Raw genomic sequence first — 23,891 nt, 5'->3', positions numbered from 1 at the left:
ATGTGCGAAAGCGCCCGTCACCCGCCAGGGGCTTCGGCCGTATCGCTGTCCGGTGGTTCCGTGGGCCTGGGGCCTTCGGCACGTGCGTACTGCGTCTGGGCGGGCATATAGGCCCCCCCTCCCCCGCTGGAAAGCGGTTTTTCCGCCCGGGCCGTTTTTTTTCCGCGGCGCCCCTTAAGAAGCCGGAAACACCGCCTGTCCGCCCCCCGGGGGCGCCGGGATGGCTCCTGGGAAGACAGCGCTTTCCACGCGATTCAGCCGGAACGACGAGTCGCACCCCAGGAAGCCCCTGGGTTTGCCGCGCAAGGCCGCGCCGAAAGGACTCGCGGCCGCCGCCATGTTTCTGCTATGTTCCCGGAGCCACCGGGCGATCCGCGCCCGGGCCCGCCCCCCCGGAACGGCAAGGCGGGGCCCGAAGGCGGGACCGGAACCCGGAAGGGCACGCGGAATCGGTGCTAAAGGCACTAAACCGGCATTAACGGCTAAAGGGGGTTAGTGGCTCAAAGGCCACACCCCCGGGTCAACTCGCCAGCAGGCCGCCATTCGTCACGGTGATGCGGCTGGCGCGGCAGACATTCACGCCGCGGATCTCGGCGGCGCGGCCATTGGCCCAGACCACGCGGAAATCGTAGTTGCCGGTATTGGCCGCGCGGTAGGACACCTGCCGGCCCGGCGGCAGCACGCTCTGCCCCAGCTGGTCGGCACCCCAGGCGCCCAGGCTGGAATGGCTGAAATACAGCCGCTCCACCGTCGCGCCGGAATTGTTCACCACCACGAAGCTGGTGTCGCAGGCCTGCGCCACGGGCTGCTGCACCACGACCACCTGCTGCGGCTGCTGGGGGGTGCAGGCCCCGAGAGCCAGGGCCGCGACCACCAGCGAACCCATTGCGCCACGACGAAGCATGCGATGTCCCCCCTGGGGTTTTCCCATCCCCTGGGACAGAATCTACATCGTGGCGAAACCGTCACACAAGCCGGGGGCGCATCGACCTCAGGCGATCAGGCCGGTGGTGGGAGAGGACGGATCGGCCGCCGGGGAGCGCGGCATGCGCCCGGCCAGGAAGGCATCCCGCCCCGCCTCCACCGCCGCCTTCATGGCGCGCGCCATGCGGACGGGGTCGCGGGCATGGGCGATGGCGCTGTTCAGCAGCACCGCGTCGCAGCCCAGCTCCATGGCCAGCGCCGCGTCGGACGCCGTGCCGATGCCGGCATCCACCAGCACGGGCACCTTCGACTGCGCGATGATCGCCTTGATCATGAAGGGGTTCGCGACGCCGAGGCCCGAGCCGATCGGCGCGCCGAGCGGCATGATGGCGGCCGCCCCCATCTCCTCCAGCCGCTTCGCCGCCACCGGGTCGTCGGCGCAATAGACCATCACCTCGAACCCGTCGCGCACCAGGGCTTCCATCGCCTCGAAGGTCGCGCGCATGTCGGGGTAGAGGAAGGGCGGCGGGCCCAGCACCTCCAGCTTCACCAGGTTCCAGCCGCCCGCTTCCCGCGCCAGGCGCAGCGTGCGCACCGCATCCTGCGCGGTGAAGCAGCCCGCCGTGTTGGGCAGGTAGGTGTAGCGGTCCGGCGGCACGAAATCCTGCAGCATGGGCTGCGAGGCGTCGGAAAGGTTCACCCGCCGCACCGCGACCGTCACCATCTCGGCGCCCGATGCCTCGATGGAGGCCGCGGTCTCCTCCAGGCTCTTGTAGCGCCCGGTACCGACGACGAGGCGCGATCGGAAGCGGCGGCCGGCGACGGTCCAGCCCTCGTCGGTGTCAGCCAGCGGCGTGATCCCGTCCATCTCAGCCACCTCCGATGAAGTGCACGATCTCCAGCCGGTCCCCGGCGCCGAGCCGCGTGCTGGCCCAGGCGGAACGCGGCACGATCTCCAGGTTCCGCTCCACCGCCACCTTGGGCGCGGCCAGGCCGATCAGGTGCAGCAGGTCATGCACCGAGGCGCCTTCCGGCACCTGCCGCGCCTCGCCATTGACCTCGATGGATATGGTCCCCGTCATGGGGCGAAGATGGCGGGCGGCGGCGGCCGGGACAAGACGCCGCGGCGCGCGGCAGGCGCGGCGGGAACGCGGGGCAGCCCCGCAACCCGGAGGCGTGCTTGCCCGGCGCGGAGACACCGTGCTAGGCGCACCTCTCCCTGCGAGCCAATCGCGAGAACCGGGACATTCCTTCCTTGACCCCGCCGATGATCGCCGTGCTGAACGGTCCGAACCTGAACCTGCTCGGCACCCGCCAGCCCGAGATCTATGGCGCCGAGACGCTGGACGACGTGGAGGCGCTCTGCGCCGAAACCGCCGAGCAGCTCGGCCTCGCGATCGATTTCCGCCAGACCAACGGGGAAGGCGAGCTGGTGACCTGGGTGCAGGAATGCCGCGGCCGCGCCGCCGGCATCGTCATCAACCCCGCCGCCTACAGCCACACCTCCATCGCCCTGATGGATGCGCTGAAGGCCGTGGACCTGCCGATCGTGGAGGTCCACATCTCCAACATCCACCGCCGGGAGGAATTCCGGCACCTGAGCTACGTGTCCAAGGTGGCCACGGGCGTCATCGCGGGCCTCGGCATCCGGGGCTATGCGCTGGCGCTGCGCGCCATGGCGGACATCGTCGCCGCAGAAGGAGAGCCCTGAATGTCGGGCGTCCAATTCGACCCCGCGGCGATCCGCGAACTCGCGAAGATCCTGCGCGAGACCGACCTGACCGAGATCGAGCTGGTCGAGAAGGACAGCCGCATCCGCGTGGCGCGGCAGATCACGGTGCAGCAGGTGGCGACCGTCGCCGCCGGCCCGGCCCCGGCCCCCGCCGCCGCGGCGGCGCCCGCCCCGGCCGCCGCGCCCGCCCCGGTCAGCGATGCCGCGCATCCCGGCGCCGTCACCTCCCCCATGGTCGGCGTCGCCTACCTGGCGCCGGAGCCCGGGGCCGCCCCCTTCATCACCGTCGGCGGGCGCGTGGCGCAGGGCCAGACCGTGCTGCTGATCGAGGCGATGAAGACCTTCAACCAGATCCGCGCGCCGCGCGCCGGCGTGGTCTCACGGATCCTGATCGAGAGCGGATCGCCGGTCGAATACGGCGAACCCCTTCTCATCATCGAATGAGCCGTCCGATGACTGGAAGGCCACAGGCCTGGAGGTCTGAATCGGCCGGCCATGCGCCGCGCAGCGGCGAGGAGTAGGCGCTATGTTCGGCAAGGTCCTGATCGCGAACCGGGGCGAGATCGCGCTCCGCGTCCATCGCGCCTGCCAGGAAATGGGCATCCGCACCGTCGCCGTGCATTCCACGGCGGACAGCACCGCCATGCATGTGCGGCTGGCGGATGAAAGCGTCTGCATTGGCCCGCCCTCCGCGCGGGACAGCTACCTGAACATGGCGGCGATCCTCTCGGCCGCCGCCATCACCGGCGCGGACGCCATCCACCCGGGCTACGGCTTCCTGTCGGAGAACGCCAATTTCGCCGAGATGGTGGAGGCCCATGGCCTGGCCTTCATCGGCCCGACGGCGGCGCATATCCGCATGATGGGCGACAAGATCGCCGCCAAGGACGCCATGCGCTCCCTCGGCGTGCCCCTCGTGCCCGGCAGCCTCGGCGCGCTGGAAAGCTTCGAGGAAGCGCGCGCCGTGGCGGAGGAGATCAAGTACCCCGTCCTCATCAAGGCCGCCGCCGGCGGCGGCGGGCGCGGCATGAAGGTGGCCCGCAGCGCGGAGGAGCTGGAGGAAGCCTGGCGCGTCGCGCGCACGGAATCCAAGGCCGCCTTCGGCGACGATGCCGTCTACATGGAGAAGTACCTGGACCGCCCGCGGCATATCGAGCTGCAGGTCCTGGCCGACATGCACGGCAACGTCGTGCATTTCGGCGAACGCGACTGCTCCCTCCAGCGCCGCCACCAGAAGCTGGTCGAGGAAGCCGGCAGCCCCGTGCTGACGGCGGCGGAGCGCGATGCGCTCGGCGCGCAGGTCACGAAGGGCCTCCGGCAGCTCGGCTACCGCAATGCCGGCACGCTGGAATTCCTGTGGCAGGACGGCCAGTTCGCCTTCATCGAGATGAATACCCGCCTGCAGGTGGAGCATCCCGTGACGGAGATGGTCTGCGGCGTGGACCTGGTGAAGGAACAGCTCCGCGTCGCGGCCGGGGAGCCGCTGGGCTACAGCCAGGCCGATATCCGCTTCTCCGGCCACGCCATCGAATGCCGCATCACGGCGGAGGATCCCGAGACCTTCGCCCCCAACCCCGGCCGGGTGGACATGTACCACGCGCCGGGCGGGCTCGGCGTGCGCGTCGATAGCGCGCTCTATTCCGGCTACACCGTGCCGCCGCACTACGACAGCCTGGTGGCCAAGCTGGTCGTGCATGGCCAGACACGGTCGGAGGCGATCGCCCGCCTCAAGCGATCGCTGGACGAGATGGTGGTGAGCGGCATCAAGACCACGCTGCCGCTCCACCAGCGCATCGTGGCCGATCCCGAGTTCCAGGCCGGCGACTACACCATCCACTGGCTGGAGAAGTTCGTCAGCCGGGGCCACTGAGACGACGGGGCCGATTCATTCGCTCGCCCCGGAGGCCCGGGGCGGGTAGGATGGCGCCGTGAGCCGAAGACAGTTCGAGATCACCCCCGAACTCATGCTCCGCGCCTATCGCGCGGGCCTCTTCCCCATGGCCGAGACGCGGCGGGGCGACCGGCTCTACTGGCTGGACCCGGAGCTGCGCGGCGTGCTGCCGCTGGATGGCTTCCACCTGTCCCGCCGCCTGGCGCGCACCGTGCTGGCGGGGGAGTACCTGATCACCACCAACCGCGATTTCGCCGGCGTCATCGCCGGCTGCGCCGCGCCGGCCGCGGGGCGGGAGGATACCTGGATCAACCCGGAGATCGAGCGCCTGTTCAGCGCGCTGCACCGCATGGGCCATGCCCATTCGGTGGAGGCCTGGGCGCCGGCGGAAGGCGGGCCGAAGCTGGTCGGCGGCCTCTACGGCGTGGCGCTGGGCGGCGCCTTCTTCGGGGAGAGCATGTTCAGCCGCGCGCGCGATGCCTCCAAGGTCGCGCTGGTGCACCTGGTGGCGCGGCTGCGCCTCTTCGGCTTCACGCTGCTGGACAGCCAGTTCATGACCACCCACCTGGCCCAGTTCGGCTGCACGGAGATTCCCCGCCAGGCCTATAAGCGCCTGCTGTCGGAGGCGGTGGAGGAACAGGCGCGCTGGGATGACGAACCCGCCCCCGCCGCCATCGAGGCCGAGGTCCGCCGCCTGCGCGACGCCTCCCGCGGCGAATAGCGGCCGCCGGCGGGGCCGCGGCCCCGCGCCCGGTCAGCTCGCCCGGCACTCCATGATGCGGATGTCGTAGACGGGGTGTTCCAGCATGTTCACGCCCGGCGCTTCCGCGAACATCCAGCCGCGGAAGACCGCCGCGCCATTGGCCGGGGCGCGGCTGTCCGTGATCTCCAGCCAGGCGGCGGCGTCCGGCACCTCGTCCGGCGGGCGGGCGTTGCAGGACCGCACGGTGATGGTGAGGCTGCCGAAGCGCTCGGGCTGGTTCAGCGTCGCGCGCAGCGTGATGACGCGCGCCGTCACCTTGTCCAGCGCCTGCAGCACCGCGACGCGCTGCGGGCGCCATTCCTGCGCCGCGGCCGGGGCGGCGATCGCGCAGGCCAGCAGCGCCGCGGCGGCGAGGGTGCGGATCATGCCGCGCGCTTCGGGCTCGGCAGCGCGGCCACCATCTCGGCCAGGATGCGGCGCATCGCAGCCTCGTCCACCCCCATCAGCACGGCATCCTCGAAGGCGTCGCGCAGCACCTGCGCGGCTTCCCGGTGGTTCTCCGCCAGCACCTTCAGCTTTTCCCGGCACGACAGCGGCGTGCCATCGGCGCCCGGCCAGGCGGCGGGCGGGTCGAGCGGCGTGGTCATGGCCGGGGGGTGGCGGTTCCCGTGGCGGCGCCTTCCGGGGCCTGCCCGCCGGGGGAGGAGGAGGAGCCCTGGGTCATGGAGAAGATGAACCGGCCCAGCAGGCTCTCCAGGCTGATCGCGGATTGCGTGATCGTGATCTCCCCGCCGTCGCGCAGCATGCGGTCGGACCCGCCCGGCACCAGGGAGACGAAGCGGCCGCCCAGCAGCCCCTCGCTCGCGATCTCGGCGGAGCTGTCGGAGGGGATGCGCAGGCTGCCATCGATGCGCATGGTCAGCACCGCGAGGAAGCTCTGCGGGTCGATCCGCTGCCCGGTGATGGAGCCCACCTTCACGCCCGCGATGCGCACATCGGCGCCGGGCGCCAGGCCATCGATCCGGTCGAACTTGGCGGTCAGCGTCAGCGCCGGGCCGGCCATGGTGGACCGCCCGCTATTGGTGACGGCGAAGAGCAGGAAGCCGGCGGCGACCAGCAGCACCACGGCGCCGGCCAGCACTTCCGCGATCGAACGGCCCTTCATGCGCGCGGTCCCGGCATCAGGTCCCGGGCGTCCAGGCCTCGTAGTCCCCGGCCGTCACGGCGCGGCGGCCGCCGGCATAGTCGTGGCCCGCGGGGCGGTAGGCATTGGCCGTGCCCGTCTGGTTCGGCTGGTGGTCCAGCATCCAGAGGTGGCGCTTCTGCTCCGGCATGGGCTGGGGCGCGGTGTGGTGCAGCCAGCCATGCCATTCCGGCGGCACCTTCGTGGCCTCCGCCGCGCCGTTGAACAGCACCCAGCGGCGCTTGCGGCCATAGCCGCGGAAATCGGCCTTGGACTCGTAGTAGGCATTGCCGAAGCGGTCCGTGCCGATCTTGCGGCCGGACAGGGAGGAGGTGAGGCGCAGCAGCACCGACATCGGGAATCCTCGCAGCGGCCCGGGGCAGGCCGGCCCGCCAGGTGCGGGCCCATGACCGGGCGGCGCCAGTTTCGCACATCGGCTGCCGCAGCGCAAAATCCCCGAGGGGGTCCCGGCGGGGCATCCGCGCCGGCGGCGCGCATCCGCGATTCTGTCCACAGGATGTTGCGGTTGCGGCCCCGTAACACCACCACATACGGCTTCCACCGGGCGCCCCGCCCCCCTAGAGTAACCCCATGACAAGCATGGCCGGGACGATCTGGGACGGAATGGCTCTGTGGCGCCTGCGCGCCGCGCCGGACCCGGATTCGAAGCCCCGCGCCGTCGCCCTGCCCGTCGCCTGGGATGAGGAGGCGGCGGAGGCCGTCGCCGCCATCGCCCCGGGCCAGGCCCCCGTCGCCCTGCCCCGCCTGGCGGAGGGCTGGATCGCCCCCCTCCTCGCCCGCGGCCGGCAGCTCGGCATCCTGGCCGATGCGGCGGAACAGGACCGGCTGGGCCATGCGCTGCGCGGCCTGCTGCTGTCCCGCGCCGCGGCGCCGGGGCTTGGCATCTGGCGCGGCGATGCGCGCTCCGCCAGCCGCTTCGTGCTGAACCTGCCGGCCTTCCTGGATGCCGAGGGCGGCTTCGATGCCACGGCCTATGCGGCCGCCGTCGCCGTCGGCGTGCAGGTGCTGGATATCTGGACCGGCGCCCGGTCCCCCCGCCTGTCGATCGGCTTCGCCGACCTGGCCGGGCTGCTGGCCGGGCTCGGCCTGGCCTATGAGTCGGCGGAGGCCCGCGCCGTCGGCGCCGCCATCGCCGCCCTCACCCGCGGCGCGGCGGAGGCCGAGTCGGGCCGGATCGCGGAGCGGCTGGGCGCGCGGGAACCGGTGGCCCTCATCGCCCCCTCCCCGCCCGAGGCGACGGTGGTGCCGGGCCTGGCCGCCGCGGCGCGCGCCGCGCTGGATGAGGCCGCGGGCAGCCTCGGCCTGCGCCACCAGGCGCTGGTCGCCCTGGCGCCCCCCGATGCGGTGGAACGGCTGCTGGGCGCGGAGGTCGGCGGCCTGGCCCCGGCCAGCGGGCCCACGCGCCTGACGCTGGACCGCGAGGGCTGGGTGGCGGAGGTGCCGACCCGCGCCGCGCTGCGACTCGGCCGGGCAGAGGCCGAGCGGCTGCTCGCCCCGGCCCCGGATTCCGCCTGGATCGCCATGGCGCAGGGCATCGCCCCCTTCCTGCATGCGGCCCCGCCCATGCCGGTGGCGGCCGCGGCGCCCGCCAGCGCGCCCGCCCCCCTGCCCGCCCGCGCCACGGCGCTGCCGACGCGGCCGGGCGGATCGGTCTGGCGCGTCTCGGTCGGCGGCCACAAGGTCGTGCTCCGCACCACGGAGGATGGCGCCGGCAAGCTGTCCGAGGTCTCCATCGCCCTGACGAAGGAAGGCGCGGCCTATCGCAGCCTGATGGATGCGATGCTGCACTCCGTCTCCATCGGCCTGCAGCACGGCGTGGCGCTGGACCATTACGTGGAGGCCCACGCCTATACCCGCTTCGGCCCCGCTGGCGCCGTGGAGGGCGACCCCGCCATCCGCCGCGCGACCAGCGTGCTGGACTGGGCCTTCCGGCGCCTGGCGCTGGAATATCTCGGCCGCCGCGACCTGGCCGATCCGTCGGAGGCCGATTGCGCGCCGGATGCCACCGGGCATGCCGCGGAACAGGCGCCGCTGCTGCCGATGGACCTGCCCTCCTCCCCCGCGCCGCGGGCCAGGCGGCGGCAGTTCAAGCTGGTCGGGTAGCGTTTTCCGCGCGCCCGACGCAGTCTCCCGCCCGGCAAGAACGGAGACCGCGCCATGGCTGGCACCATCGAAGGCAACCTCGCGACGCTCGGCATCACGCTGCCGGTGCCGGCCGCGCCGGTGGCGAACTACATCCCCTACAACATCGTGGGGAACCTGCTGGTCGTCTCCGGCCAGATCCCCTTCGTGGACGGCAAGGTGGCCGTGACCGGCAAGGTCGGCGCGGGCGTCAGCATCGAACAGGGGCAGGAAGCGGCGCGGATCTGCTTCATCAACCTGGTGGCGCAGGTGAAGGCCGCCTGCGGGGGCGACCTCGATCGCGTGAAGCGCGTGGTGCGCCTCGGCGGCTTCATCGCGGCGGGGCCGGACTTCACGCAGCATGCGGTGGTGATGAACGGCGCCTCCGACCTCGCCGTCGCCGTCTTCGGGGAAGCCGGGCGGCATGCGCGCACCACCATCGGCGTGCCCTCCCTGCCCGCCGATGCGGCCGTCGAGGTGGAAGGGATGTTCGAGATCGCCTGAGGCGGGCTTGAGCATCCGCCCGCCGACCCAAGCTGGACCTGCATGCCCGATACGGCGCCCGCGCTGAGCCTCTCGCTCCATCCCTCCATCGCGGCGATCCCCGCGATGGAGTGGGATGCCTGCGCGGGATCCGCGAATCCCTTCGTCAGCCATGCCTTCCTCCTCGCGCTGGAGGAATCGGGCAGCGTCGGCGGGCGCACGGGCTGGCTGCCGCAGCACGCGGCGCTGCGGGAGGAAGGCGGCAGGCTGGTCGCCTGCGCGCCGATGTATGCGAAGATGCACAGCCAGGGCGAATACGTCTTCGACCATGGCTGGGCGGATGCCTTCGAACGCGCGGGCGGCCGCTACTACCCGAAGCTGCAGGTCGCCGCCCCCTTCAGCCCCGTACCCGGGCCGCGGCTGCTGGTGCGGCCGGGCTGCGAGGCCGGCATCGCCGCGCTGGCGCAGGGGCTGGTGCAGGCCTGCGGGCAGCTCGACCTCTCCTCTATCCATGTCACCTTCTGCCAGGCCGCGGAGTGGGAGGCGCTGGGCCAGGCGGGATGGCTGCAGCGCATCGGCACGCAGTTCCACTGGACCAATGCGGGCTACACCAGCTTCGACGACTTCCTGGCCGCGTTGTCATCGCGCAAGCGCAAGCAGATCAGGCGCGAGCGCCGCGATGCCGAGGCCTCCGGCTTCGTCCTCAAGACGCTGCGGGGCCATGAGATCACGCCGCGCCACTGGGACGCCTTCCACCGCTTCTACCTCTCCACCTCCGACAAGAAATGGGGCCGCAGCGCCTACCTGAAGAAGGCCTTCTGGCCGATGCTGGGCGAAAGGCTCGGCGACCGCGTCGTGCTGATGGTGGCGGAGCAGGAGGGGGAGCCCGTCGCCGGCGCGCTGAACCTGCTGGGGGAGGAGGCGCTGTTCGGCCGCAACTGGGGCTGCCTGGTCGATGCGCCCTTCCTGCATTTCGAGCTCTGCTACTACCGCGCCATCGACTTCGCCATCGAGCACAAGCTGCCACGGGTCGAGGCCGGCGCGCAGGGCGAGCACAAGATCCAGCGCGGCTACCTGCCGGTGCCGACCTACTCCGCCCATTGGATCGAACACCGCGGGTTGCGTCGCGCGGTCGGCGATTTCCTCGACCAGGAACGCCCGGCGATGATGCGGGAGATCGAGGCGCTGGCGGACATGTCGCCCTTCAAGAGGGATGGCGAGGCGGGCTGATGGGCTCGCCCTTCTACGCCCGGATCAAGGGTGACGTGCTGGCGATCGTGGCCAGCATCCCGCCCGGCCGCATCGCCACCTTCGCCGATATCGGCGCGCATCTCGACGTCATGCCCCGCCATGTCGCCTACATCCTGGCGACGCTGTCGGAGATCGAGAAGGCGACGCTGCCCTGGCACCGCGTGGTGGCGGCGGATGGCCGGCTCGGCGTGCCCAAGGCGGGCGCGGATGGCACGCCGCAGCGGGCGGCTTTGGAAGCGGAGGGCGCGGCCTTCGATACCGACGGGCGCATCACCGATGCGGTGACGCGGGCGGCCGCGGTGGACAGCCTGCCGCATCGCGTGCCACGCCAGACGCGCCCCGCCACCGCCCCGAAAGCCCCGCGCCGCCGATGATCGCCATCGAGGATCCCGCCCAGCCCGAGATCATCGCCATGCTGGAGGAAGGGGAGGCGCATAGCGCCAGCCTCTACCCCGCGGAGAGCAACCATCACCTGCCGCTCGACGCGCTGCGCGCGCCTGGCGTGCTCTTCCACGTCGCCCGGGACGCAGCCGGCCGCGCCATCGGCACCGGCGCCATCGTGGTGAAGGGCGACTGGGCGGAGGTGAAGCGCATGTGGACGGCGCCGGCGTCGCGCGGCCAGGGCGTGGCGGCCGCCATGCTCGCGGCGCTGCTGGATGCCGCCCGCAGCCGCGGCATCGGCCTGCTGCGGCTGGAAACCGGCATCCACAGCCATGCCGCGATCGCGCTCTATCGCCGGCACGGCTTCGTCGAGATCCCGGCCTTCGAGGGCTATGCGCCCGATCCGCTCAGCGTCTTCATGGAACGCCGCGAACCGGTGTAGACCCCTTCGCGTGATCCTCGCCTACTTCCAGCTCGCCCTCTCCATGGCGTTGGTCGGCGCCAATGTGGGCGTCGCCAAGCTCCTGGCGCAGGACCTGCCCATCCCCATGATCGCGGGCCTGCGCTGCGCGCTGGCCGTGCTGGTGCTGTGGCCGCTGGCGAAAGCCATGGAGGGGCTGCCCTCGATCGAACGCCGGGGCTTGTGGAACCTGGCGCTGCAGGCCTTCTTCGGCACGGTGATCTACAATGCCGGGCTGCTCGCCGGGCTGCGCCTGACCACGGCGCTGGAAGCCGGGCTGGTGCTGGCCACGCTGCCGGCCGTGGTCGCCATCGGCAGCGCGCTCTGGCTGCGGGAGAGGCTGCCGCCGCGGCAATGGGCGGCGGTGGCGCTGGCCGCCTTCGGCATGGCGGCGATCACGCTGGCGCGCCTCGGCGGCGATGGCGCGCATGGCAGCCTGCTCGGCAACCTGCTGGTCTTCGGCGGCGTCTGCGGGGAGGCGATGTATGTCCTGCTCGCCAAGCGCCTGGCGGGGCACGCGCCGGTCGTCACCTCGACGCTCTGGATGCAGGTCTTCTCCGCGCTGATGCTGCTGCCCTTCTGCATCCCCGTGGCCGGCGCGGTGGTGGCGCTGGCGCAGCCCGCGACGGCGGGGCTGCTGGTCTTCCATTCGCTGACGGCCTCGGTCCTCTGCCTGCTGCTCTGGTACCAGGGGCTGAAGCGCGCGCCGGCGGGCATCGCGGGCGTCTTCACCGCCTTCCTGCCCGCGACCTCCGCGCTGGTGGCGATCGGCTTCCTGGGGGAGGTCTTCACCGCCACCCATGCGGCGGGCTTCGTGCTGCTGACGGCCAGCATGCTGCTGGCGACCTGGCCTTCACGCCCCCGCGCGGGGTGACGCGAAAGCCTTCGCAAGCCGCGCCGGCAGCGGGTACGCTCGGTGCGTGAGACGAACCAAAGCCCTTCGCCTGGTGCTGCTGGGAGGCGGCGTGACCTCCCTCCTCGCGGCCTGCGGCGATGATGATGCCCGCGCCGCGGAATGCGCGCGGGCGCGGGCGGAGATGCGCCCGAATGCGGAGCAGATCTGCCAGCAGAGCGGGTCGCGCGGCGGCTCCTCCTCCTCCTGGACCAAGGGCCGGACCGCGACGGATACCGCCAGCAGCGCCGGCTCCTCCGCCCGCGGCGGATTCGGCGATTCCTCCGCCTCGAGCAGCGGATGAGCATGCGGCGCGTCCCGACGGCCCCGCGGCCGGACCTGCGGGCGCGCGCGGCGCGGCTGGGCTTCGCCTTCGCCGAGATCGCCGGCGAACCCTATTGGGACGAGACCGCCTTCTACCGCTTCGATGCCGCCGGGATCGACGTGCTGGACGACGCGACGGCGGAGATCGAGGCGCGGAGCCGGGAGGCGGTGGACTACGCCGTGCGGCACGACATGCACGGGCCGCTCGGCATCCCCGCCGGGGCCTGGCCGCTGGTGACGCGAAGCTGGGAGAGGCAGGAACCCAGCCTCTATGGCCGGCTCGACCTGCGCTGGGACGGCAGCGGGCCGCCCAAGCTGCTGGAATACAACGCCGACACCCCCACCGCGCTGTTCGAGGCCAGCGTGGTCCAGTGGGAATGGCTGCAATGCCGGAGCGAGGGCGAGGCCCGGCCCGCCGACCAGTTCAATTCCATCCATGAGGCGCTGATCGCCGCCTGGCCGGCGATGGCGCTGCCGCCGCGCGTGCACTTCGCCTGCGTGCGGGACCATGCGGAGGATCGCGGCACCGTCGATTACCTGCGCGACACCGCCATCCAGGCGGGGATCGAGGCGCCCTTCCTCTTCATGGACGAGATCGGCTGGGGCCGCGGCCGCTTCCGGGACATGGAGGAGCGGGAGATCGCCGCGATCTTCAAGCTCTACCCCTGGGACTGGCTGCTGGCGGAACGCTTCGCCGCCAGCATCGCCACGGCGCCGACGCGCTGGATCGAGCCGTGCTGGCGCCTGATCCCGGCCTCCAAGGCCTTTCTCTCGCTGCTCTGGTACCTGTTCCCGGACCACCCGAACCTGCTGCCCGCCTTTCTCGAATCCGGGAAGACGGGCGGGCCGGAGATCTCGAAGCCTTTCTGGGGGCGGGAGGGTGCCAACATCGTCGCCCCGGGGATCGAGACCCCAGGCCCCTATGCCGCGCAGCCGCGCCTCTGGCAGGAATATGCGGAGCTGCCCTGCTTCGACGGCCGCTATCCCGTGATCGGGTCCTGGATCATCGCCGGGCGCGCCTGCGGGATCGGCATCCGGGAGGATGCGACGCCGGTGACGCGCGACACCAGCCGCTTCGTGCCGCACCTCTTCGAGGGGGAGAACCCACCGTGACGAGCCTCGCCAACCTGCCCGGCTTCCTGGTCTATTTCGTCGTCGCCATCGCGCTGCTGGCCTTCGCCATGGCGACCTATCTGCGCGTGACGCCGCATGACGAGATGGCGCTGATCCGCGCGGGCAATGCCGGCGCCGCCATCGGCTTCAGCGGCGCCATCATCGGCTTCGCCCTGCCCATCGCCAGCGCCTTCGCCCACAGCGTGAACATCCTGGATGCCGCGGTCTGGGCGGTGGTGGCGCTGATGGTGCAGCTGCTGGCCTTCTTCGTGGTGGCGAAGCTGCTGGGCAGCGGCTGGCGCGCAGCGATGGAGAAGGGGGACAGCGCCGGGTCCATCCTGAAGGCGGCGGTGGCGATCGCGGTGGGGATGCTGAACGCGGCGTGTTTGAGCACCTGAGTTGAGGGCCTGGTTCGCCTGCACGGGGGCGGAGCTGCTGGCGCGCGACCCGCGCGACACGATCGGGCGCCTGGCGGCCGCGCAGCAATCCCGTGGCTATGCCGGCAGCATCGACCAGGATTTCGCCTGGCAGGGACAGCTCCGCGCCCTGGCCGCGGCGATCGCGGAGGCCGGCGGCCAGGCCTGGACCATCGCGCTGGAATACGACCTGCTGCGGCTGGAAAAGCGCATCGACGCCGTGGTGCTGACGGACCGCGCCATCATCGCAATGGAGTTCAAGACCGCAGCGGCGACCAACGCCACGCTGGCGGAGGCCGAGGATTACGCGCTGGATCTGCGCGACTTCCACGCCGGCAGCCGTGCCCATCCCATCGTGCCGGTGCTGGTCGCGGGCGGCGGCGGCTTCGCACCGCCGGTGCAGCCGCCCCTGATCTGGCATGGCGTGACGCAGCCCATCGCCTGCGGCAGCGCCGGGCTCGGCGCGCTTCTGCGCTGGGTGCAGTCCACTGCACCGGAACCGGCCCGGCCCCTGGATGGCCCGGCCTGGCTCGAGGCGCCCTACCGCCCGGTGCCGACCATCGTGGAGGCGGCGACGCTGCTCTACGCGCGCAACGGGGTGCGGGAGATCGCGACGGCGCGGGCGGACGCCGCCAACCTCACGCGAACCGCGCAGGCGATCCGCGACGCGGTGGCGGAAGCGCGGCGGGATGGCGCCAAGCTCGTCGTCTTCGTCACGGGCATCCCCGGCGCGGGCAAGACGCTTTGCGGTCTCAACGCCATCTTCGGCGAGGCGCGGATGGACGGCGCCGCCTTCCTCACCGGCAATGCGCCCCTCGTCACGGTACTGCGCGCAGCCTTGGCGCGGGATGCGGTGACACGCGGCGCGTGCAAGCGGCCAGAAGCTGAGCGCCGGGTGAAGGCCGCCCTGCAGAACGTGCACCGCTTCCTCGAAGACAATGCGCGCCCGGGCCTCGCGGCGCCGCCGCCCGAACGCCTGATCGTCTTCGACGAGGCGCAGCGCGCCTGGAACGAGGCGAAGGCCGTGCTCGGCACGCGCAACAAGCCCTCCACGCTCACCATGAGCGAGCCCGCCCATACGCTCGATATCATGGGCCGCCATGATGGCTGGGCGGTGGTGGTCGCCCTCATCGGCAACGGGCAGGAGATCAACACCGGGGAGGCCGGGCTGGCCGAATGGGGCCGCGTCATCGCCGCCGATCCGCGCTGGCGGGCGATCGCCGCGCCACGCGCCGTGCAGGCCACCGAGCCCGCGCAGCGCCTGGCCGGGATGGGCGCCCCTTGGCTGCGGATCGACGCCGCGCTCGACCTCGCCACCCCCATCCGCAGCGTGCGGGAAAGCGCGGGCGCCGCCTGGGTGGATGCGGTGCTGCGTGGCGCGGTCGTGGAGGCACGCGACATCGCGGCGGGCTGCGAGGTGCTGCCCTTCCTGCTGACCCGCGACCTTGACGCCATGCGCGCCGCCCTGCGCGAGCGGGCGCGCGGCCAGCGCCGGGCCGGGCTGCTCGCCGCCGCCGGCGCGAAGCGGCTGCGCGCGGATGGGCTTGGCGTGCAGGTGGAGGATGTGGCGGACTGGTTCCTGCGCCGCTGGCCGGACATCCGCGCCTCCGACGCCCTGGAGACCATCGCGACGGAGTATGATTGCCAGGGGCTGGAACTGGATGTGGCAGGGCTCGCCTGGGGTGGCGATTTCATCCGGATCGCCGGCGAATGGCAGGCGAGGCGCTTCGTGGGCGCGGCGTGGCAGCGCGATCTCAAGGAATTCACCTTCGTCCGCAACACCTACCGCGTGCTGCTGACCCGCGCCCGCTATGAGACGGTGATCTGGGTCCCCCGCGGCAGCATGGCGGGCGCGCCCTTCCATGACCCGACCCGCGACGCCGCGACCTATGACGCCATCGCGGATTTCCTCGAGGCCTGCGGCGCCCGTCCCCTGCCCGCCGCAACCGCCCCGCAGGACGAAGCCCCCGCGCTGCTGCTATAGCCGCCCCCATGCGCATCCTGCTGATCCTGCTCCTCCTCCTCGCGCCCCCCGCCGCGGCGCAGACGGAGATCAAGCTCGCCACCTGGAACATCGCCTGGCTGACGCTGAAGCCCGCCGGCCACCCCGACCTGCCGCGCGACATGCGCGTCCGCGAACCCGGCGACTTCGCGCTGCTGCGCGGCTATGCCCAGCGGCTCGCCGCCGATGTCGTCGCGATCCAGGAGATCGATGGCGAACAGGCCGCCGCGCGCGTCTTCGACCCCGCCACCTACGCCATCCACCTGACCGACGAGGACGACGTCCAGCGCCCCGGCTTCGCGGTGCGGCGTTCGCTGCGGATGATCCCGCAGCGGGACCTTGCGGCGCTCGACCTCCGCGCCGGGGCGCGGCGCAGCCTGCGGCGGGGCGCCGACATCATCGTGGAGGCGCCGAACGGCACGCGCCTCCGGCTCCTCTCCGTCCATCTCGATGCCGGGTGCCGGGAGGATGCCTTCGGCGCCAACGCCTCCCGCGATTGCCAGGGCCTGCAGCGCCAGGCGGAGATCATCGCCCAATGGGCGGAGGCGCGGCGGCGGGAGGGCATGGCCTTCGCCATCCTCGGCGACTTCAACCGCCGCATGGGCGGCAATGACGACTTCCTGCGTATCGTGGAGGAGGCGGCGCCGGTGGCACGGCCGACCGAGGGCCTCTCCTCCCCCTGCTGGGCGGATTCCCGGGGCGGGCGGCCCTTCATCGACCATCTGCTGATCGGCGGCCCGGCGCGGGAATGGCTGGTGCCGCGCAGCCTGGCCGTGCTCGCCTATGGGGAGCGTGACAGGAGCTATCGCGACCGCCTGTCGGACCATTGCCCCGTTTCGGTCCGGATGCGGCTGCCGTAGCGGCGCAAGCCGTGCCACCATCGCGCCATGCGCATGTTCGCCCGGCTCACCCTCCCGCTCGCCGGGCTGAATTTCGTCAACCAGGCCTCGCGGACCATGATCGCGACGGTGGGGCCGCTGCTGGCGCTGGAATTCGGCCTCAGCGCCAGTGAACTCGGCCTGCTGGCCGCGGTGTTCTTCGCGGGCTACGGCCTGGCGCAGCTGCCGATCGGGCTGGCCATCGATCTCTGGGGCTCGCGCCGCGTGCAGACGGTGCTGGGCTGCGTCGCGGCCTGCGGCTTCGTGATCTGCGCCGTGGCGCCGGGGCCGGCCTGGCTCGCGGTCGGGCGGGCGGTGACGGGGCTCGGCGTTTCCGCCGGGCTGATCGCCATGCTCAAGGTCAACACCCAGTGGTACCCGAAGGACCGCGTGGCGGGGATGACGGGGCTCGGCATCTTCGTGGGCTCCTGCGGCAGCGTCGCGGCCACCGTGCCCGTGGCGCTGCTGGTGCCGGAGATCGGCTGGCGCGGCGTCTTCGTCGTGCTGTCGCTGCTGACGCTCGGCGTCGCGGGCTGGATCTGGACCAGCGTGCCCGATCGCGGCCCGGGCGCCGCGCCGCCGCCCCGCCGGTCCTTCGGGCGGGAGATCGCGGAATTCGGGAAGATCTTCGCCCATCCCGCCTTCCTGCGCTTCGCGCCCGCCGTGGCGCTGCTCTCCTCCCTCAACTTCACCTACCAGGGCCTCTGGGCCGGGCCCTGGCTGCGGGACGTGGCGCTGCTGGATGACGGTGTCCGGGCGGTGCTGCTGATGGCCTATTCGGCGGGGCTGATGGTGGGCAGCGCCGCCACCGGCCAGGCGGCCTCCTTCCTCCAGCGCCGCGGCGCGGGGCCGATGCTGGTGCCGCTGGTGGCCATGGGCGTCATTGCCGTGGTGCAGCTGCTGCTGATCCTCCTGCCCTGGCGCGATCCGGTGACGCTGGGGGTGCTGTGGTTCACCTTCGCGCTCTCGGCCTCCGCCGGGCCTTCCGGCTATGCCGCCATCGGGCAGCGCTTCGGGCCGGAACTGGCGGGGCGGGTCGCGACGGCCATCAACGCCTCCATGCTCGGCCTGGTCTTCCTGCTGCAGAATGCCATCGGCTGGATCCTGGACCTCTGGCCGCGCGTTGCGACGGGCGGCTGGGACCCCGCCGGTTACGGCTGGGCGCTGGGCATGACGGTCGCGTTGCAGGCGCTGACGCTCGGCTGGATGCTGCTGCCCGGCCGCCGCGGATGACGGGAGGGATCGGTTGGAAAAGCGGATCGAGAAGCTGCTGTCCCGCTACCGGGTCGAGGGCGGCAAGTTCCGGCTGAAGGATTTCGACCCCGCCGATACTGGCGGGCTCGACCTGAAGAAGGAGGAAGCGGCCGCGCTGCTGAAGCAGGGCGTCGATGCGCTGTCGGCGCACCAGGACATGCTCTACGCGCAGGATCGCTGGTCGGTGCTCTGCATCTTCCAGGCGATGGACGCGGCGGGGAAGGATGGCGCCATCAAGCACGTCTTCTCCGGCGTGAACCCGCAGGGCTGCCATGTCGTGTCCTTCAAGGCGCCGACCTCGACGGAGCTGGACCACGACTTCCTCTGGCGCCACGTCATCGCCCTGCCGTCGCGCGGCCAGATCGGCATCCACAATCGCAGCTGGTACGAGGAAGTGCTGGTGGCGCGCGTCCACCCCACCATCCTGGAACACCAGAAGCTGCCGCCGCGCCTGGTGGGCAAGAAGATCTGGGAGGAGCGGCTGGAGGATATCGCGGCCTTCGAGCGGTATCTCGGCCGGCAGGGCACGGTGGTGCTGAAGTTCTTCCTGCATGTGAGCCCGGAGGAGCAGAAGCGCCGCTTCCTGTCCCGCATCGAGGAGCCGGAGAAGAACTGGAAGTTCAGCGCGGCGGATGTGCAGGAGCGCCGGCACTGGGACGCCTACCAGGACGCCTATGAGCGCGCGATCCGCGCCACCGCGACGAAGGAGGCGCCGTGGTACGTGGTGCCGGCCGACCGGAAGTGGTTCACCCGCCTGGTGGTCGCCGCCGCCATCGGCCGCGCGATGGAGGGCCTCGGCCTGCACTACCCGCAGGTGACGGAGGCGCAGCGCGCGGCGCTGGCCCAGGCGCGGGAGGATCTCGGCCCCTGATGGTGCGGCGCTTCCTGCTGGGGCTGCCGCTTCTGGCGGCCGCCTGTTCGCCGGCGCGGATCGCGGGGGTGCTCACGCCACGCGGTGGCAGCGTGATGCGGGAGGGCCTGGCCTATGGCCCCCTGCCCCGCCACCGGCTGGATCTGGTGCTGCCGGAAACGGTGACGGATCGCACGCCGCTGGTGGTCTTCTTCCATGGCGGCGGCTGGACCAGCGGCGGGCGCGGCGACTACGCCTTCCTCGCCCGGACGCTGGCCGCAGCGGGCATCGCCGTGGCGGTGCCAGATTACCGGCTGTTCCCCGAGGGGCGCTGGCCCGATTTCGTGGAGGATGGCGCGCGCGCCGTCGCCTGGCTGCGGGCGGAGATGCCGGCGCAGCCGCTGTTCGTCATGGGCCACTCCGCCGGCGGCTTCATCGCGGCCGCGCTCGCGCTCGATCCGCGCTGGCTTTCGGCGGCGGGATCATCGCGCGCCGCGCTGGCCGGCGGCGTGCTGCTGGCCGCCCCCATCGCCTGGCAGCCGGATGAGGAGCCGACCATCAGCATCTTCGCCAATGCCCCCGGCGGAAGGATCGCGGCGGTGGCGCGGGCGGAGGATCTGGCAGGCGCGCCGCCGATGCTGCTGCTGCACGGGGCGGATGACCGGGTGGTGGGGCCCTTCCACGCGCTGGACCTGGCGCGGGACCTGCGCGCGGCGGGGCGGCCGGTGACGCTGCAGGTCTATCCCGGTGTGGAGCATGTCGGCGTGCTCTCCGCCATGGCGGCGCCGGTGCGCGCGCTGGGGCTGGCGAAGGCGCCGGTGTTCGAGGCGGTGGTGGGGTTTCTGCAGCCCTCAGGCTGAGGGCGGCAGCAGGCCGAAATCGCGGCCGAAGGCATCGAAGGCCGCGGGGAGCCCGGCCAGCAGGCGGCGCCCCGCATGCACGGCGGGGGCGGCGCGCATCAGCTTGAAGCCGATATAGCCATGCACCGCCACATGCCTGAAGCGCCGGAGCTCATCCAGCTCCGCATGCAGGTGGCGCGCGAAGGCCGGGCGGCCGCGCGACGCGTTTGTCGCCATGACCAGCAGGTCCTCGTGCCAGTTGCCGCCGACAGGCTTCGGGTCGCCGGCATAGGCCAGCATCCGCAGCATCGCCTGCTCGATGCTGGCATAGGCATCCTGGAGACATTTCTGGATGGCCTTTTCCTCGATCCGCCGCCCGCGAACCGGCCCCTCCGCCGAGTGGCCATCCCAGAGCGAGATGGCGAGTCCGAGATCATCGAGCGCGGCATCGCGGAGGCGCTGGATCGGTGTCCAACGCGGGTCAGGCGCCGCAGGGAATTCCGTCACGCTGCGCCTCCTCCTGGATGAACTCTGCCAGATCCTCCCACAGCATCACATCGCCCCTGAGCCGCAGCGCCCGGCAGGCGTCGTAGGCCGCGCTTTCCGCCGCCGCCCAATCGCGCCCCGCACCCACGATGGCAATATCCGCGTCACTCCCCCGCCGCGCGGTGCCGCGGGCGAGCGAGCCAAACAGGATGTAGTGCCAGGGCCTGCCCTGCGCGGCCGCCGTCAGCGCCGCGATCAGCGGCGCCCGGGCGGCGGCGAGGTGGGCGGCCTCCGCCCGGTCGATGTCCTGGATGGTCGGCATGGCACGCTCATCCTAGCACAGGCAGGGTCAGCCCTGCCCCGCCCCGTCCATCGCATCCAGCACATGCATCGAATAGGTCAGCGCCGCGCCGGCGTTCAGCGCCACGGCGACGCCCAGCGCCTCCGCGATCTCCTCCTTCGTCGCGCCGGCGGCCTTGGCCTTGCGGACATGGGCGTCGATGCAGCCCTGGCAGCGGGTGGTGACGGCGACGGCCAGCGCGATGAATTCCCGGGTCTTGGCGTCGATGTGCTTCGTCGTGGAGGCACCACGGCTCAGCGCGCCGAAGCCCTTCATCAGTTCCGGATGCAGCTGCCCCAGTTCCTTGCCGCGCTCGCGCAGCGCCCCGCTGTACTCGTCCCAGTCCGTGATCCGGGTATCCGTGGTCATCGCTCTCTCCCACACACGCAAAAGGCGCCTCCCGGCCACCCGGGAGACGCCTTCGCAACTATGACCGCGGCAGCCCGGAGAATCTATTCGGCCGTCTCGGGCTCCTTCTCCGCCTCGCCGTCGCCGCTGTCCTCGGGCTTGGGCAGGGCGGGGGGCGCGGCCTCGACATAGTCGAAGACCAGCGCGCCGTCCTTCAGGCCGACCTTCACGGAACCGCCCTTCACCAGCCGGCCGAAGAGCAGCTCCTCGGCCAGCGGCTTCTTCACCACTTCCTGGATCACGCGGGCCAGCGGCCGCGCGCCATAGAGCGGCTCGTAGCCGCGCTCCGCCAGCCATTCGCGGGCGGCGCTGGACAGCTCGATCGTCACGTTGCGGTCGGCGAGCTGCGCCTCCAGCTGCATGACGAACTTGTCCACGACCCGGGCCACGATCTCCGGCGTCAGGCCCGAGAAGGGGATGACGGCGTCGAGGCGGTTGCGGAATTCCGGCGTGAACATCCGCTTGATCGCTTCCTCATCCTCGCCGAGCCGCTGCGTGCGCTCGAAGCCGATGGTCGGCTTCGCCATGTCGGCGGCGCCGGCATTGGTGGTCATGATGAGGATGACGTTGCGGAAATCGACGGTCTTGCCGTTGTGGTCCGTCAGCTTCCCGTGGTCCATCACCTGCAGCAGGATGTTGTAGAGGTCCTGGTGCGCCTTCTCGATCTCATCGAGCAGGAGCACGCAATGCGGGTGCTGGTCCACGCTGTCCGTCAGCAGGCCGCCCTGGTCGAAGCCGACATAGCCGGGCGGCGCGCCGATGAGGCGGGAGACGCTGTGGCGCTCCATGTATTCGGACATGTCGAAGCGGATCAGCTCGATGCCCAAGGTCTTGGACAGCTGCTTCGCCACTTCCGTCTTGCCGACGCCGGTCGGGCCGCTGAACAGGTAGTTGCCGATCGGCTTCTCCGCATCCCGCAGCCCCGCGCGGGACAGCTTGATGGCGGCGGAGAGCGCATCGATCGCCTTGTCCTGGCCGAAGACCATCGACTTCAGGTCCCGCTCCAGCGTGCGCAGCGTCTCCTTGTCGTCGTTGGAGACGGTCTTGGGCGGGATGCGGGCGATCTTGGCGACGATCTCCTCCACATCCTTCAGCGTCACCGTCTTCCGGCGCTTGTTCTCCGGCAGCAGCATGCGGGAGGCGCCGACCTCGTCGATCACGTCGATCGCCTTGTCCGGCAGCTTCCGGTCATGGATGTACTTGGCGGAGAGTTCCACGGCGGCGCGGATGGCTTCCGGCGTGTAGCGGACCTTGTGGTGCTTCTCGTAGTTCGTCTTGAGGCCCTGGAGGATCTTGACCGCATCCTCCAGCGTCGGCTCGTTCACGTCGATCTTCTGGAAGCGCCGCACCAAGGCGCGGTCCTTCTCGAAGTGCTGGCGGTATTCCTTGTAGGTGGTGCTGCCGATGCAGCGCAGCGTGCCCTGGGCCAGCGCCGGCTTCAGCAAGTTCGACGCATCCATCGCCCCGCCGCTGGTCGCGCCGGCGCCGATCACGGTGTGGATCTCGTCGATGAAGAGGATGCTGCCGGGCTGCTGCTCCAGCTCCGACACCACGGCCTTCAGCCGCTCCTCGAAATCGCCGCGGTAGCGGGTGCCGGCGAGCAGGCTGCCCATGTCCAGCGCGAAGATGGTGGACTTCGCCAGCACCTCCGGCACGTCGCCCTCGATGATCCGCTTGGCCAGGCCCTCGGCGATCGCGGTCTTGCCCACCCCCGGGTCGCCCACATACAGCGGGTTGTTCTTGGTGCGGCGGCAGAGGATCTGGATCGTGCGCTCGATCTCGGAGTCGCGGCCGATCAGCGGGTCGATCTTGCCCGCCTGCGCCTTCTTGTTCAGGTTCACGCAGTAGTTGGTCAGCGCGTCCTGGCCGCGCGGCGCATTGCCGCGCTGGGGCTTCTCCTCCTTCTCCGGGGTCTCCTCCGGCGTCTGGGGGGTGCCCTGCACGGGGCGGCTGGTGCTGCGGCCGGGGGCCTTGGCGATGCCGTGGCTGATGAAGTTCACCGCATCCAGCCGCGTCATGTCCTGCAGCTGCAGGAAGTAGACCGCGTGGCTCTCGCGCTCGGAGAACAGGGCGACGAGGACGTTGGCCCCCGTCACCTCGTCCCGGCCGGAGGACTGCACATGGATGGCGGCGCGCTGCACGACGCGCTGGAAGCCGGCGGTCGGCTTGGCATCGCCGGCGCGGTCGGACACCAGCCCGGCCAGGTCCTTGTCCAGGAACTCGGCCAGGTCGCGCTTCAGCTTGTCGTTGTCCACCCCGCAGGCGCGCAGCACGGTGGCCGCATCGGTATCGTCGGCGAGGGCGAGGAGGAGGTGTTCGAGAGTCGCGTATTCGTGCCGGCGGTCATTGGCGAGGCCGAGGGCGCGGTGGAGCGTCTGCTCGAGGTTGCGGGACAGCATGGTCTGACGCTCCCTATCGGGTGGCCTGGGCGTTCAACGGAACGCCGCGGCGCGGGTTGCCCTCAATGTGGTCGCTCCCTCTTGCTTGCGACAGTCCCCCGCAGGCCGTTTTGCCCGGCCTTCCTTCCATCCGCCGCCCGAGCGAAGGCGGCGTCCCGATCATTCTTTTTCGATCGTGCACTGGAGCGGGTGCTGGTTCTGCCTTGCCAGGTCCATCACCTGGGTGACCTTGGTCTCGGCGACTTCATAGGTATAGACGCCGCAGACGCCGACGCCGCGGCGGTGGACGTGCAGCATGATGCGCGTCGCCTCCTCCCGGCTCTTCTGGAAGAAGCGTTCGAGGACATGCACGACGAATTCCATCGGCGTGTAGTCGTCGTTCAGCATCAGCACCTTGTACATGGAGGGCTTGCGGGTGCGTGGCCGCGCCTTGACCACCACGCCGGTGGTCGGCCCCTCCGCCCCATTGCCCTGTCCTGGGCGCTTGTCGCTGTCGCTCATGCCTGCCTTGGTTGCCTGCCGGGGATGTGAACGCCCCCC

At 71.4% G+C, this 23,891-nt stretch carries 30 protein-coding genes; 18 read left to right on the top strand and 12 right to left on the bottom strand.

Annotated elements, in window-relative coordinates; genetic code table 11:
• Window positions 1–520: 520 nt before the first annotated feature.
• The 3 genes from JJI54_RS12915 to thiS form a co-directional block, all read right to left on the bottom strand.
• On the bottom strand, window positions 521–904 hold the full coding sequence (locus tag JJI54_RS12915; protein ID WP_203073398.1) for a hypothetical protein: 384 nt from the start codon (window positions 902–904) through the stop codon (window positions 521–523).
• An 87-nt stretch (window positions 905–991) separates the two neighbouring features.
• The gene (locus JJI54_RS12910) at window positions 992–1,792 is read right to left on the bottom strand and encodes a thiazole synthase (RefSeq protein WP_203073397.1); all 801 of its coding nucleotides are present in this window, start codon (window positions 1,790–1,792) and stop codon (window positions 992–994) included.
• Window position 1,793: 1 nt separating this feature from the next.
• Window positions 1,794–2,006: a sulfur carrier protein ThiS gene (gene thiS, locus JJI54_RS12905; RefSeq protein WP_203073396.1), complete on the bottom strand. Its 213-nt coding sequence runs from the start codon at window positions 2,004–2,006 to the stop codon at window positions 1,794–1,796.
• Between the two features lie 173 nt (window positions 2,007–2,179).
• Here thiS and aroQ point away from each other — a divergent pair, with 173 nt between their 5' ends.
• From aroQ to aat, 4 genes are all read left to right on the top strand, one after another.
• The gene (gene aroQ / locus JJI54_RS12900) at window positions 2,180–2,635 is read left to right on the top strand and encodes a type II 3-dehydroquinate dehydratase (RefSeq protein ID WP_203073395.1); all 456 of its coding nucleotides are present in this window, start codon (window positions 2,180–2,182) and stop codon (window positions 2,633–2,635) included.
• Window positions 2,636–3,100 (top strand): acetyl-CoA carboxylase biotin carboxyl carrier protein, encoded by a 465-nt coding sequence (accB, locus tag JJI54_RS12895; protein WP_203073394.1) that lies wholly within the window; start codon window positions 2,636–2,638, stop codon window positions 3,098–3,100.
• Window positions 3,101–3,182: 82 nt separating this feature from the next.
• Complete coding sequence (accC, locus tag JJI54_RS12890) at window positions 3,183–4,526, top strand: acetyl-CoA carboxylase biotin carboxylase subunit (protein ID WP_203073393.1); 1,344 nt, start codon at window positions 3,183–3,185, stop codon at window positions 4,524–4,526.
• 58 nt (window positions 4,527–4,584) lie between these two features.
• Window positions 4,585–5,268, top strand: a complete 684-nt coding sequence (gene aat / locus JJI54_RS12885; RefSeq protein WP_203073392.1) for a leucyl/phenylalanyl-tRNA--protein transferase — start codon at window positions 4,585–4,587, stop codon at window positions 5,266–5,268.
• A gap of 33 nt (window positions 5,269–5,301) precedes the next feature.
• Here aat and JJI54_RS12880 read toward each other — a convergent pair whose 3' ends face one another.
• From JJI54_RS12880 to JJI54_RS12865, 4 genes are read right to left on the bottom strand one after another with little or no spacing between them, the layout of a single operon-like run.
• Window positions 5,302–5,676: a DUF2155 domain-containing protein gene (locus tag JJI54_RS12880; RefSeq protein WP_203073391.1), complete on the bottom strand. Its 375-nt coding sequence runs from the start codon at window positions 5,674–5,676 to the stop codon at window positions 5,302–5,304.
• Complete coding sequence (locus JJI54_RS12875) at window positions 5,673–5,897, bottom strand: hypothetical protein (RefSeq protein WP_203073390.1); 225 nt, start codon at window positions 5,895–5,897, stop codon at window positions 5,673–5,675. Before JJI54_RS12875 ends, JJI54_RS12880 begins: the two co-directional genes overlap by 4 nt.
• Complete coding sequence (gene mlaD / locus JJI54_RS12870) at window positions 5,894–6,415, bottom strand: outer membrane lipid asymmetry maintenance protein MlaD (RefSeq protein ID WP_203073389.1); 522 nt, start codon at window positions 6,413–6,415, stop codon at window positions 5,894–5,896. Before mlaD ends, JJI54_RS12875 begins: the two co-directional genes overlap by 4 nt.
• Window positions 6,416–6,431: 16 nt before the next feature.
• Window positions 6,432–6,788, bottom strand: a complete 357-nt coding sequence (locus JJI54_RS12865; RefSeq protein WP_203073388.1) for an NADH:ubiquinone oxidoreductase subunit NDUFA12 — start codon at window positions 6,786–6,788, stop codon at window positions 6,432–6,434.
• 269 nt (window positions 6,789–7,057) lie between these two features.
• Between JJI54_RS12865 and JJI54_RS12860 the strand changes: the two genes are divergently transcribed.
• Genes JJI54_RS12860 through JJI54_RS12795 form a run of 14 tightly spaced genes read left to right on the top strand, consistent with a single transcriptional unit; the run spans window position 7,058 to window position 19,739 of the window.
• Window positions 7,058–8,557 carry a TSCPD domain-containing protein gene (locus tag JJI54_RS12860; RefSeq protein WP_203073387.1) on the top strand — a complete coding sequence of 500 codons (1,500 nt, stop codon included), beginning with the start codon at window positions 7,058–7,060 and terminating at the stop codon, window positions 8,555–8,557.
• Window positions 8,558–8,611: 54 nt separating this feature from the next.
• Complete coding sequence (locus JJI54_RS12855) at window positions 8,612–9,079, top strand: RidA family protein (RefSeq protein ID WP_203073386.1); 468 nt, start codon at window positions 8,612–8,614, stop codon at window positions 9,077–9,079.
• A gap of 42 nt (window positions 9,080–9,121) precedes the next feature.
• Window positions 9,122–10,288: a GNAT family N-acetyltransferase gene (locus JJI54_RS12850; RefSeq protein WP_203073385.1), complete on the top strand. Its 1,167-nt coding sequence runs from the start codon at window positions 9,122–9,124 to the stop codon at window positions 10,286–10,288.
• The gene (locus JJI54_RS12845; RefSeq protein ID WP_203073384.1) at window positions 10,288–10,683 is read left to right on the top strand and encodes an MGMT family protein; all 396 of its coding nucleotides are present in this window, start codon (window positions 10,288–10,290) and stop codon (window positions 10,681–10,683) included. The genes JJI54_RS12850 and JJI54_RS12845 overlap by 1 nt, the downstream gene beginning before the upstream one ends.
• Window positions 10,680–11,132, top strand: coding sequence for a GNAT family N-acetyltransferase (locus JJI54_RS12840; protein WP_203073383.1), 453 nt, complete (start codon window positions 10,680–10,682; stop codon window positions 11,130–11,132). The genes JJI54_RS12845 and JJI54_RS12840 overlap by 4 nt, the downstream gene beginning before the upstream one ends.
• 10 nt (window positions 11,133–11,142) lie before the next feature.
• On the top strand, window positions 11,143–12,024 hold the full coding sequence (locus tag JJI54_RS12835; RefSeq protein WP_318987496.1) for a DMT family transporter: 882 nt from the start codon (window positions 11,143–11,145) through the stop codon (window positions 12,022–12,024).
• A gap of 46 nt (window positions 12,025–12,070) precedes the next feature.
• Window positions 12,071–12,346, top strand: a complete 276-nt coding sequence (locus tag JJI54_RS12830) for a hypothetical protein (RefSeq protein WP_203073381.1) — start codon at window positions 12,071–12,073, stop codon at window positions 12,344–12,346.
• A 2-nt stretch (window positions 12,347–12,348) separates the two neighbouring features.
• Window positions 12,349–13,479, top strand: coding sequence for a glutathionylspermidine synthase family protein (locus JJI54_RS12825; protein WP_203073380.1), 1,131 nt, complete (start codon window positions 12,349–12,351; stop codon window positions 13,477–13,479).
• The gene (locus JJI54_RS12820; protein WP_203073379.1) at window positions 13,476–13,877 is read left to right on the top strand and encodes a DUF350 domain-containing protein; all 402 of its coding nucleotides are present in this window, start codon (window positions 13,476–13,478) and stop codon (window positions 13,875–13,877) included. Before JJI54_RS12825 ends, JJI54_RS12820 begins: the two co-directional genes overlap by 4 nt.
• 1 nt (window position 13,878) lies before the next feature.
• On the top strand, window positions 13,879–15,879 hold the full coding sequence (locus JJI54_RS12815) for a DNA/RNA helicase domain-containing protein (protein WP_203073378.1): 2,001 nt from the start codon (window positions 13,879–13,881) through the stop codon (window positions 15,877–15,879).
• An 8-nt stretch (window positions 15,880–15,887) separates the two neighbouring features.
• The gene (locus JJI54_RS12810; protein WP_203073377.1) at window positions 15,888–16,757 is read left to right on the top strand and encodes an endonuclease/exonuclease/phosphatase family protein; all 870 of its coding nucleotides are present in this window, start codon (window positions 15,888–15,890) and stop codon (window positions 16,755–16,757) included.
• Between the two features lie 27 nt (window positions 16,758–16,784).
• Window positions 16,785–18,008: an MFS transporter gene (locus tag JJI54_RS12805; RefSeq protein ID WP_203073376.1), complete on the top strand. Its 1,224-nt coding sequence runs from the start codon at window positions 16,785–16,787 to the stop codon at window positions 18,006–18,008.
• A gap of 13 nt (window positions 18,009–18,021) precedes the next feature.
• Window positions 18,022–18,900 (top strand): polyphosphate kinase 2 family protein, encoded by an 879-nt coding sequence (locus JJI54_RS12800; protein ID WP_203073375.1) that lies wholly within the window; start codon window positions 18,022–18,024, stop codon window positions 18,898–18,900.
• Window positions 18,900–19,739 carry an alpha/beta hydrolase gene (locus JJI54_RS12795; RefSeq protein WP_203073374.1) on the top strand — a complete coding sequence of 280 codons (840 nt, stop codon included), beginning with the start codon at window positions 18,900–18,902 and terminating at the stop codon, window positions 19,737–19,739. Before JJI54_RS12800 ends, JJI54_RS12795 begins: the two co-directional genes overlap by 1 nt.
• On the opposite strand, the gene JJI54_RS12790 is transcribed toward JJI54_RS12795, so the two are convergent.
• The 5 genes from JJI54_RS12790 to clpS all read right to left on the bottom strand — a co-directional run bounded on the left by JJI54_RS12790 (window position 19,731) and on the right by clpS (window position 23,852).
• On the bottom strand, window positions 19,731–20,225 hold the full coding sequence (locus tag JJI54_RS12790; RefSeq protein WP_203073373.1) for a ribonuclease toxin HepT-like protein: 495 nt from the start codon (window positions 20,223–20,225) through the stop codon (window positions 19,731–19,733). The two genes, JJI54_RS12795 and JJI54_RS12790, sit on opposite strands and share 9 nt — an antisense overlap.
• Complete coding sequence (locus JJI54_RS12785; RefSeq protein WP_203073372.1) at window positions 20,200–20,526, bottom strand: nucleotidyltransferase domain-containing protein; 327 nt, start codon at window positions 20,524–20,526, stop codon at window positions 20,200–20,202. The genes JJI54_RS12790 and JJI54_RS12785 overlap by 26 nt, the downstream gene beginning before the upstream one ends.
• A 27-nt stretch (window positions 20,527–20,553) precedes the next feature.
• Window positions 20,554–20,895 carry a carboxymuconolactone decarboxylase family protein gene (locus JJI54_RS12780; protein ID WP_404817621.1) on the bottom strand — a complete coding sequence of 114 codons (342 nt, stop codon included), beginning with the start codon at window positions 20,893–20,895 and terminating at the stop codon, window positions 20,554–20,556.
• A 101-nt stretch (window positions 20,896–20,996) separates the two neighbouring features.
• On the bottom strand, window positions 20,997–23,351 hold the full coding sequence (gene clpA / locus JJI54_RS12775) for an ATP-dependent Clp protease ATP-binding subunit ClpA (protein WP_203073371.1): 2,355 nt from the start codon (window positions 23,349–23,351) through the stop codon (window positions 20,997–20,999).
• Window positions 23,352–23,510: 159 nt separating this feature from the next.
• Complete coding sequence (gene clpS / locus JJI54_RS12770) at window positions 23,511–23,852, bottom strand: ATP-dependent Clp protease adapter ClpS (RefSeq protein WP_203073370.1); 342 nt, start codon at window positions 23,850–23,852, stop codon at window positions 23,511–23,513.
• Window positions 23,853–23,891: the final 39 nt, after the last annotated feature.

It is taken from the genome of Falsiroseomonas ponticola, from assembly GCF_016805305.1.
In the GTDB taxonomy this organism is placed as follows: domain Bacteria; phylum Pseudomonadota; class Alphaproteobacteria; order Acetobacterales; family Acetobacteraceae; genus Falsiroseomonas; species Falsiroseomonas ponticola.
This window is presented reverse-complemented; position numbering and strand designations above follow the sequence as displayed.

Excerpts from the sequence above, each read along its gene's own strand:
- JJI54_RS12865 (WP_203073388.1), bottom strand. The coding sequence starts at position 6,788 with ATGTCGGTGCTGCTGCGCCTCACCTCCTCCCTGTCCGGCCGCAAGATC.
- JJI54_RS12855 (WP_203073386.1), top strand. The coding sequence starts at position 8,612 with ATGGCTGGCACCATCGAAGGCAACCTCGCGACGCTCGGCATCACGCTG.
- JJI54_RS12825 (WP_203073380.1), top strand. The coding sequence starts at position 12,349 with ATGCGGCGCGTCCCGACGGCCCCGCGGCCGGACCTGCGGGCGCGCGCG.
- JJI54_RS12840 (WP_203073383.1), top strand. The coding sequence starts at position 10,680 with ATGATCGCCATCGAGGATCCCGCCCAGCCCGAGATCATCGCCATGCTG.
- JJI54_RS12875 (WP_203073390.1), bottom strand. The coding sequence starts at position 5,897 with ATGACCACGCCGCTCGACCCGCCCGCCGCCTGGCCGGGCGCCGATGGC.
- accC (WP_203073393.1), top strand. The coding sequence starts at position 3,183 with ATGTTCGGCAAGGTCCTGATCGCGAACCGGGGCGAGATCGCGCTCCGC.
- thiS (WP_203073396.1), bottom strand. The coding sequence starts at position 2,006 with ATGACGGGGACCATATCCATCGAGGTCAATGGCGAGGCGCGGCAGGTG.
- clpS (WP_203073370.1), bottom strand. The coding sequence starts at position 23,852 with ATGAGCGACAGCGACAAGCGCCCAGGACAGGGCAATGGGGCGGAGGGG.
- JJI54_RS12785 (WP_203073372.1), bottom strand. The coding sequence starts at position 20,526 with ATGCCGACCATCCAGGACATCGACCGGGCGGAGGCCGCCCACCTCGCC.
- JJI54_RS12910 (WP_203073397.1), bottom strand. The coding sequence starts at position 1,792 with ATGGACGGGATCACGCCGCTGGCTGACACCGACGAGGGCTGGACCGTC.
- JJI54_RS12810 (WP_203073377.1), top strand. The coding sequence starts at position 15,888 with ATGCGCATCCTGCTGATCCTGCTCCTCCTCCTCGCGCCCCCCGCCGCG.
- clpA (WP_203073371.1), bottom strand. The coding sequence starts at position 23,351 with ATGCTGTCCCGCAACCTCGAGCAGACGCTCCACCGCGCCCTCGGCCTC.
- JJI54_RS12795 (WP_203073374.1), top strand. The coding sequence starts at position 18,900 with ATGGTGCGGCGCTTCCTGCTGGGGCTGCCGCTTCTGGCGGCCGCCTGT.
- JJI54_RS12850 (WP_203073385.1), top strand. The coding sequence starts at position 9,122 with ATGCCCGATACGGCGCCCGCGCTGAGCCTCTCGCTCCATCCCTCCATC.
- JJI54_RS12915 (WP_203073398.1), bottom strand. The coding sequence starts at position 904 with ATGCTTCGTCGTGGCGCAATGGGTTCGCTGGTGGTCGCGGCCCTGGCT.
- accB (WP_203073394.1), top strand. The coding sequence starts at position 2,636 with ATGTCGGGCGTCCAATTCGACCCCGCGGCGATCCGCGAACTCGCGAAG.
- JJI54_RS12860 (WP_203073387.1), top strand. The coding sequence starts at position 7,058 with ATGGCTCTGTGGCGCCTGCGCGCCGCGCCGGACCCGGATTCGAAGCCC.
- JJI54_RS12880 (WP_203073391.1), bottom strand. The coding sequence starts at position 5,676 with ATGATCCGCACCCTCGCCGCCGCGGCGCTGCTGGCCTGCGCGATCGCC.
- JJI54_RS12805 (WP_203073376.1), top strand. The coding sequence starts at position 16,785 with ATGCGCATGTTCGCCCGGCTCACCCTCCCGCTCGCCGGGCTGAATTTC.
- mlaD (WP_203073389.1), bottom strand. The coding sequence starts at position 6,415 with ATGAAGGGCCGTTCGATCGCGGAAGTGCTGGCCGGCGCCGTGGTGCTG.
- JJI54_RS12845 (WP_203073384.1), top strand. The coding sequence starts at position 10,288 with ATGGGCTCGCCCTTCTACGCCCGGATCAAGGGTGACGTGCTGGCGATC.